12 protein-coding genes are annotated in these 14,821 nt (G+C 35.2%); 7 read left to right on the forward strand and 5 right to left on the reverse strand.

The window, feature by feature from the left end:
• Positions 1 to 312: 312 nt before the first annotated feature.
• Positions 313 to 1,851, reverse strand: a complete 1,539-nt coding sequence (gene hutH / locus ACFIL2_RS05980) for a histidine ammonia-lyase (protein WP_375680612.1) — start codon at positions 1,849 to 1,851, stop codon at positions 313 to 315.
• A gap of 1,309 nt (positions 1,852 to 3,160) precedes the next feature.
• Complete coding sequence (locus tag ACFIL2_RS05985; protein ID WP_375617745.1) at positions 3,161 to 3,937, reverse strand: class I SAM-dependent methyltransferase; 777 nt, start codon at positions 3,935 to 3,937, stop codon at positions 3,161 to 3,163.
• 418 nt (positions 3,938 to 4,355) lie between these two features.
• Here ACFIL2_RS05985 and ACFIL2_RS05990 point away from each other — a divergent pair, with 418 nt between their 5' ends.
• The 4 genes from ACFIL2_RS05990 (at position 4,356) to parE (ending at position 8,865) form a co-directional block, all read left to right on the forward strand.
• Positions 4,356 to 4,982, forward strand: a complete 627-nt coding sequence (locus ACFIL2_RS05990; RefSeq protein WP_375617744.1) for a LemA family protein — start codon at positions 4,356 to 4,358, stop codon at positions 4,980 to 4,982.
• Positions 4,982 to 5,833 (forward strand): TPM domain-containing protein, encoded by an 852-nt coding sequence (locus ACFIL2_RS05995; RefSeq protein WP_375680613.1) that lies wholly within the window; start codon positions 4,982 to 4,984, stop codon positions 5,831 to 5,833. Before ACFIL2_RS05990 ends, ACFIL2_RS05995 begins: the two co-directional genes overlap by 1 nt.
• A 146-nt stretch (positions 5,834 to 5,979) precedes the next feature.
• Positions 5,980 to 6,717 (forward strand): lipoyl(octanoyl) transferase LipB, encoded by a 738-nt coding sequence (gene lipB / locus ACFIL2_RS06000; RefSeq protein WP_375639889.1) that lies wholly within the window; start codon positions 5,980 to 5,982, stop codon positions 6,715 to 6,717.
• 81 nt (positions 6,718 to 6,798) lie between these two features.
• Positions 6,799 to 8,865, forward strand: coding sequence for a DNA topoisomerase IV subunit B (parE, locus tag ACFIL2_RS06005; protein ID WP_375617741.1), 2,067 nt, complete (start codon positions 6,799 to 6,801; stop codon positions 8,863 to 8,865).
• A gap of 17 nt (positions 8,866 to 8,882) precedes the next feature.
• Here the strand turns inward: parE and recJ are convergent, their stop codons facing one another.
• A complete protein-coding gene (gene recJ / locus ACFIL2_RS06010; protein ID WP_375680614.1) occupies positions 8,883 to 10,667 on the reverse strand; it encodes a single-stranded-DNA-specific exonuclease RecJ in 1,785 nt (594 codons plus the stop codon).
• Between the two features lie 295 nt (positions 10,668 to 10,962).
• On the opposite strand from recJ, the gene rplM reads away from it, so the two are divergent.
• The 3 genes from rplM (at position 10,963) to ACFIL2_RS06025 (ending at position 12,148) form a co-directional block, all read left to right on the forward strand.
• Positions 10,963 to 11,427, forward strand: a complete 465-nt coding sequence (gene rplM, locus ACFIL2_RS06015; protein ID WP_015856544.1) for a 50S ribosomal protein L13 — start codon at positions 10,963 to 10,965, stop codon at positions 11,425 to 11,427.
• A gap of 2 nt (positions 11,428 to 11,429) precedes the next feature.
• On the forward strand, positions 11,430 to 11,915 hold the full coding sequence (gene rpsI / locus ACFIL2_RS06020) for a 30S ribosomal protein S9 (RefSeq protein WP_015856545.1): 486 nt from the start codon (positions 11,430 to 11,432) through the stop codon (positions 11,913 to 11,915).
• 155 nt (positions 11,916 to 12,070) lie between these two features.
• Entirely contained in the window at positions 12,071 to 12,148 is a 78-nt protein-coding gene (locus ACFIL2_RS06025; protein ID WP_375606729.1) for a hypothetical protein, read from the forward strand.
• Between the two features lie 77 nt (positions 12,149 to 12,225).
• Here the strand turns inward: ACFIL2_RS06025 and ACFIL2_RS06030 are convergent, their stop codons facing one another.
• Positions 12,226 to 12,591 carry a response regulator gene (locus ACFIL2_RS06030; RefSeq protein ID WP_273724078.1) on the reverse strand — a complete coding sequence of 122 codons (366 nt, stop codon included), beginning with the start codon at positions 12,589 to 12,591 and terminating at the stop codon, positions 12,226 to 12,228.
• A 543-nt stretch (positions 12,592 to 13,134) separates the two neighbouring features.
• A complete protein-coding gene (locus ACFIL2_RS06035) occupies positions 13,135 to 13,494 on the reverse strand; it encodes a hypothetical protein (protein ID WP_375639918.1) in 360 nt (119 codons plus the stop codon).
• Positions 13,495 to 14,821 lie beyond the last annotated feature (1,327 nt).

A 14,821-nucleotide genomic window follows, 5' to 3' on the forward strand; every position in this document is an offset into this window, starting at 1 on the left:
TTTATTTTTACTCTATACAATACATATATTATAATTTATATTTATATAAATATAATATCAAGAATATATAATTCGTGGATATTATTTAACTTATATTAAAATTTCTGATATAAATCAGAAAATATAGGTGCTTTAAGTTTATAGTTTCTATAAAATAACAAAATATCTAGTTAACTACAAAAATCAGATATATACAGTAAAAAATATATAATTTATTAAATAATTCAAATATAGTATCGCTCCTCTATATTTTCATATGAGGAAGTTTTAAAATTCAATATCCGCCCTTCAGCATTGACCTTAAAACAAATACTATTGAAAACTTAATGAAGGAAAAATTGTTTCTGGTAAAACAGATAATAAGTGCCCTTCACGCACAAGTATATGTGCTTGATGAAGATCTGGAGCCAGATAGCGATCTTTCTTAAGAGAAGCAACATTTTTTCGTAGACATTCCATAACAGATTGCAAAAAAGTACTTGTTTTTAAAGGTGCACGATATTCAATTCCTTGTGCTGCAACAAGCGTTTCAATGCCAATAAGTGTAAAAAGATTTTCGCTCATTACCAATAACCGACGCGCTCCATGGCAAGCCATTGAAACATGATCTTCTTGATTGGCAGAAGTTGGGGTTGAATCAACGGAAGCAGGATGGGCCATTTGCTTATTTTCAGACATTAAAGCTGCCGCTGTTACTTCAGCAATCATAAAACCTGAATTAAGACCCGCATTATGTGCTAAAAAAGCTGGAAGTCCATAAGAAACTGCTGGATCAACCATAAGAGCAATACGCCGTTGAGAAATAGATCCTATTTCACATAAAGCAAGAGCAATCTGATCAGCAGCAAACGCTACAGGTTCAGCATGAAAATTCCCACCTGATACAACTTCACCATTCCTTAAAATCAATGGATTATCTGTAACAGCATTTGCTTCAATAATCAGTGTTTTTGCTGCTGCCAGCAAAATATCAAAACATGCCCCCATGACCTGTGGCTGGCAACGTATACAATAAGGATCTTGTACACGCTCATCCCCCCGTAAATGTGCTGCACGAATTTCTGAATCCTCTACAAGCTTTTCTAATGTTTTCGATACAGCAATCTGCCCATAATGTCCTCGTAAAATATGGATATCAGGATGAAATGGCACCGTTGATCCCATGATGGCATCTGTCGTCAAAGCCCCTGCCAACAATCCACCACACAATGCCCGATAACCTCGAAAAAGACCAGCAAGTGCAAGGGCTGTTGATGTTTGAGTCCCATTAATAAGAGCTAGACCTTCCTTTGCCTCTAAAATAATAGGGGACAATCCCGCTTTCTCTAATGCAACCGCCCCACTCATACGAATATTTTGAAAAAATGCTTCTCCTTCTCCCATCATAACAGCCGCCATGTGAGCAAGTGGAGCTAGATCACCTGAAGCACCAACAGACCCTTTTTCAGGGATGACAGGAATGACGCCCTTTGCAAGCATATTTTCCAACAAATTTACCAATTCTAGACGAACTCCTGAAGCCCCTCTTCCTAAAGAGATAAGCTTTAAGCTCATTATCAAACGCACAATATTTTCAGCTAAAGGCTCTCCTACCCCACAACAATGAGACAAAATAAGGTTTCTCTGTAAAACAGCGACATCGTCCGCATCAATTTTAATGGAAGCCAACTTCCCAAAACCAGTATTAATACCGTACACAGGCTCACTTCCAGCAGCAATTTCAGCAATGCGCTGAGCCCCTTTCTCGATAGCTAAATGCGTGTCATTATGAAGTTTACTCACTTCACCATTAAAATAAATAGCTGCAAGCTCACTAAGCGTCACCTCGCTCGGTTTCAGTATAATAGCCATAATTTACTTTCTTTTTTTATCAAAGTATAACGTTTAGCATTATTGATCCTTCTATAAAACAAAAAAAACTATAACGACTCTTTAAATCTTTAAAGCGAGAATGCTTTCTTAAAGGTATTCCTTACAATGGAGTTATTATCACGATAAATGAAAATGAAATATTGACAAGCTCAACCAAGGTCATGGATTTCAAAAATAGACAACACATTAATTTATAATCATAATCTAGCATTATTAATATTAAATGAGAGAGCGGAATATCTTAAGACTCTTTCATTCCAAATCTGTGTATGTTGAATCAATCAAAACCATTCGCTTGCACGTCATAAGCGAGATTGTCGTATGGATAAAACTGTACAAAAAAGGACTAAAAACTCCTCTTATAAACCATGTCAAGGGCTGTCGCAACACTGGGAAATGACAAAGTGTGTGATGGTGCAGGCTTATTCTTTTATGAAGCGTAAAGATGGAGAACTCAATGGATTTATCATCAAGCTATTCCTACTAAACTTATAAAAACCTTAAATAGATAGCTGCCACAATCTATCATGATTGCAAAAATTAAACTCTATAGAAAATTAAAAAACTTATTCAACACATCACAACAGAGAAAAAATTGAGCTTATTTGCCACTTCTAAAATTGTATTTAAAGCGCCAGATTAAACCTTGAAAAACACATCTTCAATAAAACCACATAAGACTCGGACTAACCCGTTATTTAAAATAGAAAATAAAAGAAGTTTTCTTATATCAAAAAAATTAATTAATATATTGTTTTTATATTATATCTTCTAAAAAGAGAAATGCTTCATATAGCATATTTATATTTTACTTTTTATTATATTCAATCTGAATTTAGAGATAATTTCAAAATGAGTTGTTTTTTTAAGGTTCTTCCAAGCCATTACCTTTTTTACTACAAATTTCTGATTATGATAATTTTTTGTACTTTTTCAGTTATTTTTGTCAAAATTTATTAAAAACACTCTCATTTAATAATAAAAAGCAATCATAAAAACAAAGAATTATAAAACATTTCTATTCAATCTACCTCTTTCCATTTTATAAAATAATCTGTTGTTAAACTGCAGTAAAGAAAGCGCTTCGATGCTATAATGCAGTGCATAAATTTTCTATTTAAACTCTCTCATATTAAATGAACAATGAAAATCAGCGGTAATAAGATGTCAATGTGAATGCTGAAGAAAAAAACTTTCCCCCTTAAAGTCTGCCTTAATAATGCGTTAATTTCCTGAATACCGCCTACTCAGATGTGCTAAAAGAGCAAAAGTAATCATCGATATCGGATTATCCTGCATACATATAGAGCTCACTTCGATACAAAAGCTCCAAATTGCCTTGCACTTCATATTTCTTTATCAATGCGACCAATTGCCGCAAATATTCTTCCCCATAGAAAGCAATAGCGCGTTGCGCTTGCGTTGAAGAGCGGCTCATTCCAATAAAAGCTTCAGATGGGATCATCATCGTCCAATTGTGCGTATGAAAAAAAATCTTTTCTGGATCTACCCCAAAGCCATCACTCATTTCCTGTAAAAAATCAAAATTACGATAATACCGAGAATAGTTCGGACTCATTTTCTCTAACAATGTCTCATAAGCCTCTAGAAATTCGCTATGCTGGAAATCGCGATTATTTTGAATAACCGCCATGACACCATTGACCCGAAGTTGATCTGAAACAGAACAAAGCAACTTAGAACGATCCATCCACTGAAAAGCTTGCGCTGCAATGACAAGATCAACCTCGCCAATTTGAGGCAATAGGTCTTCGGCACGGCCCTGATACCACTGCACCGTAGGAAATTTTTTTCGCCCCTGCTTAATCATATCTGCCGATACATCGATAGCATGATATTGGTGCTCATTTCCTAAAAATTTAACAATTCCCTCTAATGCGATGCCTGTCCCAGCACCCACATCCACAATGGACAAATACTTTTTGTTCTTAAAAGGATGGAGCATGGTTTTAAATAAAGTAAGGGGATAGCGAGGACGATAACGATCATAATCATTAGCCAATCCATCAAACTTTTCACTTTGCCGCTGAACACTTTCTATCATAGGACTTTCACCCTCCTTCTCAATTACTACCATACATAATAAAAAAGCCTTTTTTATCCAATGTATTAAAACTTCTAAAGGAGGAAAATAAGAACTGCCCTGACCTTCTATCTTTCCATAAGATTGATACTTACATTTTTCTCTTTTCCAATTGTTATCTGCACGTTGCGAAATCCAAAACTCCTACGAAAATAATATAATTTTCTGTAATAATAATTGATATAAATATTATTGATCTTTTATAAGATGACATCTATATTACTATTATTATTTTAATATCAACAAGTCACTTAAGCGTACCTAAAACGCATAGAGATATCAATTTATTGATAAATACGCCTGTTTATAAAGTTCAAAATACTTTCCACCAAGAAAATAAACCCTATATAATACATAAAATATCTGTGGAGACATCTTTATGTTAAATGTACAAACTTCTTCAATGTTTAAAATATTAAAAAAATTTCCAATCGTGATTTTTTTGGCATGGTTAGTGCCGTTTTTAAGTGGGTGCGGATTTAATACGATACCAACAAATGAAGAAAAAGCACATGCAGCATGGAGTGAAGTGCTCAATCAATATCAACGTCGTACAGATCTCATTCCCAATCTTGTAGAAACAGTTAAAGCTTACGCAGCTCATGAACAAAGCGTTTTCACAAATGTAATTGAAGCACGCGCCAAAGCAACGCAAGTCAACATTAATGCAGATATGTTGAATAATCCAGAAGTTATGCAGCAATATCTCAAAAATCAAGCAAATTTATCAAGTGCACTTTCGCGGCTTATGGCTGTTGTTGAAAACTATCCGGATCTTAAAGCAAACCAAAACTTTCTTGCTCTTCAATCACAATTAGAAGGAACAGAAAACCGTATTTCCGTTGCACGCCGCGATTATATTGAAACAGTACGTGCCTACAATACTGCACTCAAAACAATGCCGACGATGATTTGGGCAAAATTCTGGTTTCGTGATGCTAAACCTATGCCAACTTTTACCATCGATACTGATAGCCAACAAACACCAAAGGTTAATTTTAATTAATGAAATCATTTCGATACTCTTTGCAACGTATTGTATTTCCAAAATTATGGGCTTTTATCTGCTCTCTGTATTTAGTTGCTGCATTGGGAAGTATCGCTTGTTCGCAAATAAAATTTCCTCATTTAACAGGTTATGTTAATGATGTGGCTCATTTGCTCGATAATGCAACCAAGGAAGACTTGACAAAAAAACTGGCAGCACTCGAAGAGAAAACGGGAGATCAAATTGTTCTTGTGACACTCCCTACTCTTTCGGGCAATGATATAGAAACATACAGCAATTCTCTTTTTTGTACATGGGGATTAGGCCAAAAGAAGATCAATAATGGTGTATTACTGGTCATTGCACCGAATGAACGCACAGCACGTATCGAAGTTGGATATGGTTTGGAAGGAGAGCTAACAGATGCTCTTTCCTCTGTCATTATTAATAGCTTCATGATTCCTAATTTTCGTGAAGGAAATTATCAAAAAGGAATTGCTGAAGCAGTTGATGCAATTATCAAAGTTATTACAGAAAGTGATTCTGATTTTACTTTTCGCATCAAAGAAAAAGCTAAAATCGTTGAAGAACAACGTAAACAAGCTGAAAAAGAAGAAATGATTATAAATATAATCATGTTTCTCATTCTCTTTATAGTCGTTTGTTTGCCCATTCTTGCAATGATTTTTGGTAAAAAAGTGGGTCCACAAAAGTATCTCTGGCTGGGGATCATCTTCACACCTTGGTTTCTTAACTTAAGTGCCGGTGGCAGATATCCTGGTGGAAGGTTCGGTGGTCCTCGAGGTGGAGGGGGATTTAGGGGTGGTGGTGGATCATCAGGTGGTGGTGGTGCAACAGGAAGATGGTAAAAGGAACGTCGATTTTTAAGCGTAGCAAATCTTCTTAAGATAAAATTTATGAACGTATTCTCTTTTATTCAACAATTCTATACCTTACTCTGTAATCACTTTTATTGATTACAAAATAAACTCAAACATCAAGATAAATATTACCAATGACATTTGAATTGAAACATACGGATCGTAATCACTTATCACATCATTTTAATGCAATTCTAGGAAATCCACCCGTTGAATGGAAGATAAGTGATCATCTAGTTGAGTATCCTGAAGCTCTGCGTTATATGCAAGAACGTGTAGAAAAAATTCTTGCAAAAACCGCGCATGAACAAGTTTGGCTTCTTGAACACCCTTCCCTTTATACAGCGGGAACGAGTGCAAATAAAAAAGATCTTTTGGCGCCTAATTTATTCCCTGTTTATGAAGCAGGACGTGGAGGTGAATTTACATATCACGGTCCAGGACAGCGTATTGCTTATATCATGCTTGATCTTAAACGCCGGAAACAAGACATTCGTGCTTTCATTAGTGCATTAGAAGAATGGATCATACAGATGCTTGCCAACTTTAATATTAAAGGCGAACGCAGAGAAGATCGCGTTGGTGTCTGGGTTAAACAGTCTCATTGCCCATCAAAACAAAATGATCTTTCTTCCGAAGATAAAATTGCAGCCATTGGCATTCGAGTGCGCAAATGGATAAGTTTTCATGGAGTTTCTATCAATGTTAATCCTAACTTAGCCCATTATTCAGGAATTGTTCCTTGTGGAATTACAAACCACGGTGTCACAAGCTTTCTTAATCTCGGTTGCCCTGTAGCAATGCATGATATTGATATTGCTCTCAAACACGCTTTTGAACAAATTTTTGGCCCAACAATCGATGTTTCCTAAGTGCATTGATTTTTAAACAAAAAACAGGCATAAAATTATTTTAATAAATATTTTATTTTATGAGGTGGATAGTTAAACGCTATGAGCGATAACAAAAAGGATCTTTTTAGTGTTTTTAATAAAGCCCAATCTCGGGTAAATACAAAAGAAAACACTCTGCAGTCTTCAATGAAATCAAACGCGATGATTTCAAGAAAAAGTGCAAAAGATACGCAAGAAGATGACTATAATGCCCTCTCTATTCGAGTTCTTGAGGGTTTAGAGCCCGTACGTTTACGCCCTGGAATGTATATTGGTGGAACAGACAGTAAAGCGCTTCATCATTTATTTTCCGAAATTATTGATAACGCGATGGATGAAGCTGTTGCGGGTTATGCAGATTCTATTGAGGTCTCATTAGATAGGAACGGTTATATAACCGTTACAGATAATGGACGCGGTATTCCTATCGAAAATCATCCTCAAATGCCTGAGAAATCGACTCTTGAAGTTATTATGACACAACTCCACTCAGGGGGAAAATTTGATGGAAAGGCTTATCAAACTGCAGGTGGACTTCATGGAGTAGGAATTTCTGTCGTCAATGCTCTTTCTGATGATATGGAAGTTGAAGTTGCACGAGAACGAAAACTTTACCGCCAACGTTTCTCACGTGGTATTCCTCAATCTGGATTGGAAGATCTGGGAGATGTTTATAATCGTCGTGGTACGCGCGTTCGTTTTCATCCTGATCATGAAATTTTTGGTGAAAAAGCAGCTTTTGATCCAGAAAAAATCTATAAGATGACATGCTCCAAAGCCTATCTTTTTGGTGGCGTAAAAATTCGCTGGTCTTGTGATCCCGTCATACTTGAAGGCGCAAAAAATATTCCTGAAAAAGCTGTTTTTCATTTTCCCGATGGGCTTAAAGACTATTTACTTTCGTCACTAAAAGATAAATCTCGAGTAACGTCAGAAATTTTTTCTGGCAAAACACAACACAATAATGGCCATGGCTCCGTTGAGTGGGCTATCGCTTGGCATGGTGGTGATTCTTGTGTGCAATCTTACTGCAATACGATTCCTACAGGAGAAGGCGGAACACATGAAATAGGATTACGTCAAGCTCTTTTGCGTGGATTGAAATCCTACGCTGAGTTAATAGGAAACAAGCGCGCAACGATTATTACGTCTGACGATATTATGATTTCAACAGCCGCAATACTTTCAGTCTTTATCAGTAACCCTGAATTTGTTGGACAAACAAAAGATCGATTAGCAACCATTGAAGCACAGCGTATCGTTGAGAATGCAATCCGCGATCCTTTTGATCATTGGTTAGCAAATTCCCCACAAGAAGCAACAAAACTTCTCGATTGGGTTATTGAACGTGCTGAAGAACGTGTTAAACGACGCCAAGATAGAGAAATAAGTCGAAAAACTGCTGTCCGTAAATTACGTCTGCCCGGTAAACTTGCAGATTGTAGCCAGAACCATGCTGTGGGTGCTGAACTATTCATTGTTGAAGGAGATTCTGCAGGAGGATCTGCTAAACAAGCAAGAAATAGAGCAAACCAAGCAATTTTACCTCTTCGTGGTAAAATCTTAAATGTCGCCAGTGCTGCACATGAAAAAATGAACTCAAGCCAAACAATTAGCGATCTTATCCTTGCTCTTGGATGTGGAACACGCTCCAAGTATCGTGAAAAAGATCTCAGATATGAACGTATTATCATCATGACAGATGCTGATGTTGATGGTGCTCATATTGCGTCACTGCTCATTACCTTCTTCTTTCAAGAAATGCCTGACCTTATTCATCAGGGACATTTATATCTTGCCGTCCCCCCCCTTTATAGAATATCACAAGGAGGAAAAGTTGCTTATGCTCGTGACGACATTCATAAGGATGAATTGCTCAAAACTGAATTTACTGGAAAAGCTAAAATCGAAATCGGGCGTTTTAAAGGGCTGGGTGAAATGCGCGCAGAACAACTTAAAGAAACGACTATGCATCCTCAAAAACGTACATTGCTTCGTGTTTCTATTGATGCCGTGGAAATGCAAGAAACGAAAAAGACTGTAGAAAGTCTCATGGGAACAAAACCAGAAGCACGATTTCGTTTCATACAAGAAAATTCTACTTTTGCTTCTAATCTAGACATCTAATGTAAAAAATATCCCTTTCAAGCCACTGCGGCTGCGTCAATCACGCGCAGCTGCGGATTGATCGTTCCATTCCAATAATTCAAACTAAGATGACCAGCTAAATGAATCATTTCACCAATATTTTCAAAAAGAAAATCACCAAGCGATGTCCCTACAGCACGAAAAGCTATTCCTTGTAGTTTTTTTCCTTCAACATTAGATACAATGAGGCGAAGATGTCCTTTACCAACTTCAGATAGATTCACCAGTCGATGAGAGGGAAGAACAAAAACAGGTGTTGCATTCCCTGCCCCAAATGGCCCTGCTTTTTCAAGCAATTCAAACAGCGCTTCATTAATACCAGAAGCAGAAAGAGAGCCATCTATACTAAGAGATTTTTTTGCACGCAACTGTGAAACCATTAAAGAAACTTTTTCTTCTAGCCATTTTCGAAAAATTTCAATTTTTGTTGATTGAATTGTAATTCCTGCTGCCATACTATGTCCCCCTCCTTTTTCTAATAAATTTAATGTAACAGCTTCACGAACGAGTGCTCCTAAATCTATACCATTAATTGAGCGTCCCGACCCTACGCCATTTCCATCTTCTTTCAAAGCAATAGCAAAAACAGGGCAAAAAAAACGCTCTTTGAGACGGGAAGCAAGAATACCAATAATTCCCGGATGCCATTCTTTATGAGAAATCACAAGTGACAATGGTATTTCTTGATCTTGATAAAGAGAAGAAATGTAAGATTCCGCTTGTGCTAATTGAATGTTCTCCATTTCTTGGCGTTCTTGATTAAGCCGATCTAATTGTTCTGCTATTCTGTCCGCTTCATCTTTATTCTCACAGCTAAGCAAACGTGCTCCCAAAGCTTGATCACCAATGCGCCCTCCTGCATTAATTCTAGGACCTAATAAAAAACCTAAATGAAAACTATTAAGCGGTTCCCCTATTCGTGCAACCTTTGTTAAAGCTGTTATTCCTAGATTATGCATAGAACGAGCAACTTGAAGCCCTTTTAACACAAAAGCACGGTTAACCCCCTGTAATGGAACGACATCACATATGGTTGCCAATGCAACAAGATCAAGCATACTTAAAAGATCAGGCAGCGGTCCTTGGAATTGTTTTTTCCGCAGCAAATGATGAACCCAAGCTAACGTAACAAAAACAACGCCAGCTGCACATAAATGCCCCTGTTTAGAAAAATCATCAGGACGATTAGGATTGACAAGAGCAACAGCTTCTTGATGAATCTCTGACATTTGATGATGATCTAAAATCACAACATCAGCACCAGCAAGCCTAGCTGCTTTTACGGCATCTGGACTGTTTGCGCCACAATCAACAGTGATAATTAACCGAGCGCCTTCTTGCACAAGCATCCTCATTGCTTGTTCATTCGGACCATAGCCTTCAACAATACGATCAGGAATATAAATTTTGACTTCAATACCAAAATAACGAAAAAAACGCGCTATGAGTGCCGATGAACAAGCACCATCAACATCATAATCACCAAACACAGCAACCTGTTCTTGATTGAGAAGAGCCTTAACAATACGCTCTGCAGCGCATTGCATATCCCTAAAACTTTCTGGATCCGGCATAAGTGTACGCAATGTTGGATTAATAAAAGCAACAGCCTCAGCTTCATCCACATCTCTTGCTGAAAGTACTCGAGCTAACTGATCTGGAAAACCAAATTTTTGAGAAATAGCGCGCGCATTATTTATCCCTTGAACATCAAGGGCATCTAACCAAGCTTGACCACAAGCAGAAGATTCAACATTGAGAAAATAACGAGACCACTGCATTATTACTTATTTTATAATGAAGAACGATAAAATACAATCATGCGTTAAAGATAAAATAGTCTTTTGCAACATTCATTTTAAATTTAAATGGTCCACAAACTTCTTTAATGTGGTATTACAATACCTTTCTCATAACATGTTGTTTTATAAAGTTTTTATTTTCTCTTGACGTCAATCAAAAGACATTATATCAGAACAAGTGGTATGCGTTAAATATTTCGCTATGGTAACAATTTTCAACGCAAAACAGTAAAAATTCCCTTATATTAAAAGGGTTCTAATAAAGGATACTTCTATGGCAACTTTTTCACAAAAGCCAACTGAAGTGGTGAAAAAATGGGTTATTATTGACGCAGAAAACCTTGTTTTAGGTCGTCTTGCCACATTTGTTGCTAACCGCTTACGTGGCAAACATAAAGCTACATTTACTCCACATGTTGATGATGGTGACAACGTTATTGTCATTAATGCAGATAAAATAGCTCTCACTGGCAAAAAATATACGGATAAAAAATATTATTGGCATACCGGCTATATTGGTGGAATCAAACAACGTACAGCACGTCAACTTCTTGAGGGGCGTTTTCCCGAACGCGTTATTGAAAAAGCGGTAGAGCGTATGATTCCTCGTGGACCTCTTGGTCGCCGTCAATTGAAGAATCTACGTGTTTACGCTGGAAGCCAACATCCACATGAAGCACAACAGCCTGAATCTCTTGACGTTGGTGCTTTAAACCGCAAAAACAAAAGGATTGCTTGATTATGGCTGAAATTAATTCTCTTTCTGAGCTTAGCATAGTAACAAGTATTACAGAAACACATGAAAATGTTGTTCCTGTTCACGTGCAAAAGCTTGATTCACAAGGACGTGCTTACGCAACAGGAAAGCGTAAAGACGCTGTTGCACGTGTATGGATTAAACCAGGTTCTGGAAAAATCACGATCAACAATAAGGAATTTGACAAATATTTTGCTCGTCCTGTTCTTAGAATGATTCTTCGTCAACCAATTGTTGCAACAAATAGGGATACCCAGTTTGATATTATTGCAACCGTTGCAGGCGGTGGTCTTTCCGGACAAGCCGGTGCAGTGCGCCATGGCATTTCCAAAGCTTTAACCTATTACGAACCAGAACTTCGCTCAATCTTGAAAAAAGGTGGGTTTCTTACCCGTGATAGTCGTGTTGTTGAACGTAAAAAATACGGTAAAGCAAAAGCACGTCGTTCTTTCCAATTCTCAAAGCGTTAATTTCAATTTTTGCAATGCATAAAGCCTCGGACAAAAACGGGGCTTTTTTAAACTGCTAAAACAGACTTTTAGATGAATGTAGGAACAAATCTATACCGATTAAAAAAAACAAGAATGCAGAACAACCTCTTCTCTTAAGATAAAAGGCAAGAAAAATAGACCGAAAAAATTCAAAACTTCAGTTTCAATTTTTAAAATCTGTTTTACTAACTTGTAATATATCGACGTGCTAAAGCACAAAAATATTTACGCGACAACTTTAGCAATCTTATAAGCTTTTCAATATTTTCCTATCATCACTTAACAAGCTTTAGTCCAAGAAATGCTTTACCATTGTAATAAAATGAGGGACAGAAATAGGCTTTGACATATATTCTTCACATCCACTGGCACGAATTCGCTCCTCATCGCCTTTCATAGCAAAAGCTGTTACAGCAACAACGGGGATTGATCGAAGTTCTTCATCTTCTTTTAATTGTTTAATAACATCTATTCCAGAGACCTCTGGCAACTGGATATCCACAAGGATAAGAGATGGCATTGATGAACGCGCCAAATCTAATGCCATAAGACCATTACGCGTTTCAACGGTTTCATAACCACTCGCTTCTACAAGATCGCGAAATAACTTCATATTAAGCTCATTATCTTCCACGATCATGACTTTTTTTGACATTCGTATAACTCCACCCTTCTCAGATAAAATAGAGAAATAGAAATGAATCCACATTCTCTTTGCTTAAGATAAAATGATAAAATGAATTGTAAACCACAAAGAGATTAAAAGATTCCAATAAAAGCATTTTTGCAAATATTTGTAAGACGCATCGCTATACTTATTCAGTTCATCAACATAAAACCCACAAATAGTCGTAAGATTGTGTGACCTTGTATTTTTTGAATTGATATACAAAGTTTATGGATATCTCAATTAATGCATTCGCGTTTTCATCATAAAAAAATATCAACCACAAACTTAGCTCAAACGCGTATTTTGAAGAGGAAAAAATTTAAGTAAATTTAAAAAGCAACTGATTCGCTGAATTTAATGCGCCATATACTGGCATCCACAAAACAATATCTTAATGATATAAAAAGATAAACTTATCAATGTTATTAAGAGTAAAAAATAAATAAACCGTGATTAAATAACACGGTTTATTTAATATAAAACATTCAAATAACAGAATAATTCAAATTTGATCAAGGATAATATCTTTTAATTCAAAGCCCATGAACTATGAGCAAAAGCATCGAATGTTCTTCCACCTGTCTCTCTGTTAGGACTGGGCGGCTTTCTAGTAAAGAAATATACAAAATATGCGATTAAAGCAAAAATCGCTGTCTCCATCCCCATTAAACCCGCGACTTTTTGGACATTTTTCTCACCCCCTTGTCCTTCAAACTGGCTAATAACCATATCAACAGCTTTAATAACTCTATTTTCCTGTGTCATTACAGAAATAAAACCAGCTTTTTGAAATCTACCATTTAAAGAATCAGCATTGGCTCTTAAAATCTGTGAAAAGAAAATCGCTACTGCAACAAAACATACTATACAATGCTTGAATATTTTCATCATAACCACCTAATTACAATATTTAATAAAATAAATTTTCTTTACCGCCCCCTCTAAATAAAAAACATTCCATCATCTATCGATAAAGTATATTTATCTTCTTATAATAAAAATATAATACAAAATTTAATTAATAACTTTATTTTAATTGTTGTTTTTGTATTATATTACACCTATAATATATCCGTTACATGTTTATTTAATAATTGTCAATTATTTTATTTGTACTTTACATTATGTATGTTTAATGATAAAAATATATTAAAATAAAATTATTTTATTGTTTTTATTATAAATTTAGCTTTATTATCATAAATATTATTATGATTTTATAATATAAAAAAATATTAATATGTTGTTTTTTAGTTACACATAATATTTTTATTTTTTGTATAATATAGTAAAATAAATATTTTTATAAAATAATTTTTCCTTAGTATATATTGAGAAAAAATATTTGCCCCAGCTACAATTAGCGTAAGCACCAGCTTAATTCTTTGATTGAAAAAGCTAAATTAGGTAATATAAGGGATAACTTTGGTGAATGCGCTAAATCTAATGCCATAAGCTATTACACATTTCAACGATTTCACAGCCATGCGTTTCTACAAGAACGTGGAATAATTTTAATAAAGTTCATTGTCTTCCACAATTATAACTTTCTAACATTAATATAATTCACGACTTTAAGATAAAATAGAGAAATAAAAATTTAAATAACGTTGATATGGATAGATTATTTGCTAGCAAACAATCTTCTCTATTAAATCAGAGTGTTCACTACTATGATATTGTAATTTCAATCACGACAACACTTCAATAACAGACTAAAATATAGATTCACTATAAGCTTAAAATAAAAATTTTGGAATTGATCATACATACAATGAATGAACCGTAACATACAAAAGTAATCATAACACTAGAAAGTGAAAAAGCTTATCACTCTTGTTCACTATTCCTTCCTCACTCATTTTTTTTGTGTTATTTTTAAAGTCTTGTAAAAGATATGAATTACATACAAAAAAATTTAGCCCTTTGTAATCTCTACGCCATCAATCACATTAGTTTTATTAATGATAAGCAATAACATCTGTATAGCTCTAAGCTTAAATAGCAACACCAGATTAAAGTATCATTTTTATTTATTGTAAAAGAGTATGTAAAACTTCATTTTACTCTTATCATTGTTAAGAAAAATTGAAAAATGAGCTTATTAATATTTAAAAAATAGAAAATATTTTTTTACAAAATAATATCTTATTTAATTACTTTTTAAAATAACCTATTTAAAATAATATAAATATATTATGTTTATATTGTATGT

The sequence above is a fragment of the Bartonella sp. AP30XZML genome, from assembly GCF_042195945.1.
Lineage (GTDB): Bacteria > Pseudomonadota > Alphaproteobacteria > Rhizobiales > Rhizobiaceae > Bartonella.

Excerpts from the sequence above, each read along its gene's own strand:
- ACFIL2_RS05995 (WP_375680613.1), top strand. The coding sequence starts at position 4,982 with ATGAAATCATTTCGATACTCTTTGCAACGTATTGTATTTCCAAAATTA.
- ACFIL2_RS06035 (WP_375639918.1), bottom strand. The coding sequence starts at position 13,494 with ATGAAAATATTCAAGCATTGTATAGTATGTTTTGTTGCAGTAGCGATT.
- ACFIL2_RS06030 (WP_273724078.1), bottom strand. The coding sequence starts at position 12,591 with ATGTCAAAAAAAGTCATGATCGTGGAAGATAATGAGCTTAATATGAAG.
- rplM (WP_015856544.1), top strand. The coding sequence starts at position 10,963 with ATGGCAACTTTTTCACAAAAGCCAACTGAAGTGGTGAAAAAATGGGTT.
- parE (WP_375617741.1), top strand. The coding sequence starts at position 6,799 with ATGAGCGATAACAAAAAGGATCTTTTTAGTGTTTTTAATAAAGCCCAA.
- ACFIL2_RS05985 (WP_375617745.1), bottom strand. The coding sequence starts at position 3,937 with ATGATAGAAAGTGTTCAGCGGCAAAGTGAAAAGTTTGATGGATTGGCT.
- ACFIL2_RS05990 (WP_375617744.1), top strand. The coding sequence starts at position 4,356 with ATGTTAAATGTACAAACTTCTTCAATGTTTAAAATATTAAAAAAATTT.
- rpsI (WP_015856545.1), top strand. The coding sequence starts at position 11,430 with ATGGCTGAAATTAATTCTCTTTCTGAGCTTAGCATAGTAACAAGTATT.
- hutH (WP_375680612.1), bottom strand. The coding sequence starts at position 1,851 with ATGGCTATTATACTGAAACCGAGCGAGGTGACGCTTAGTGAGCTTGCA.
- lipB (WP_375639889.1), top strand. The coding sequence starts at position 5,980 with ATGACATTTGAATTGAAACATACGGATCGTAATCACTTATCACATCAT.
- recJ (WP_375680614.1), bottom strand. The coding sequence starts at position 10,667 with ATGCAGTGGTCTCGTTATTTTCTCAATGTTGAATCTTCTGCTTGTGGT.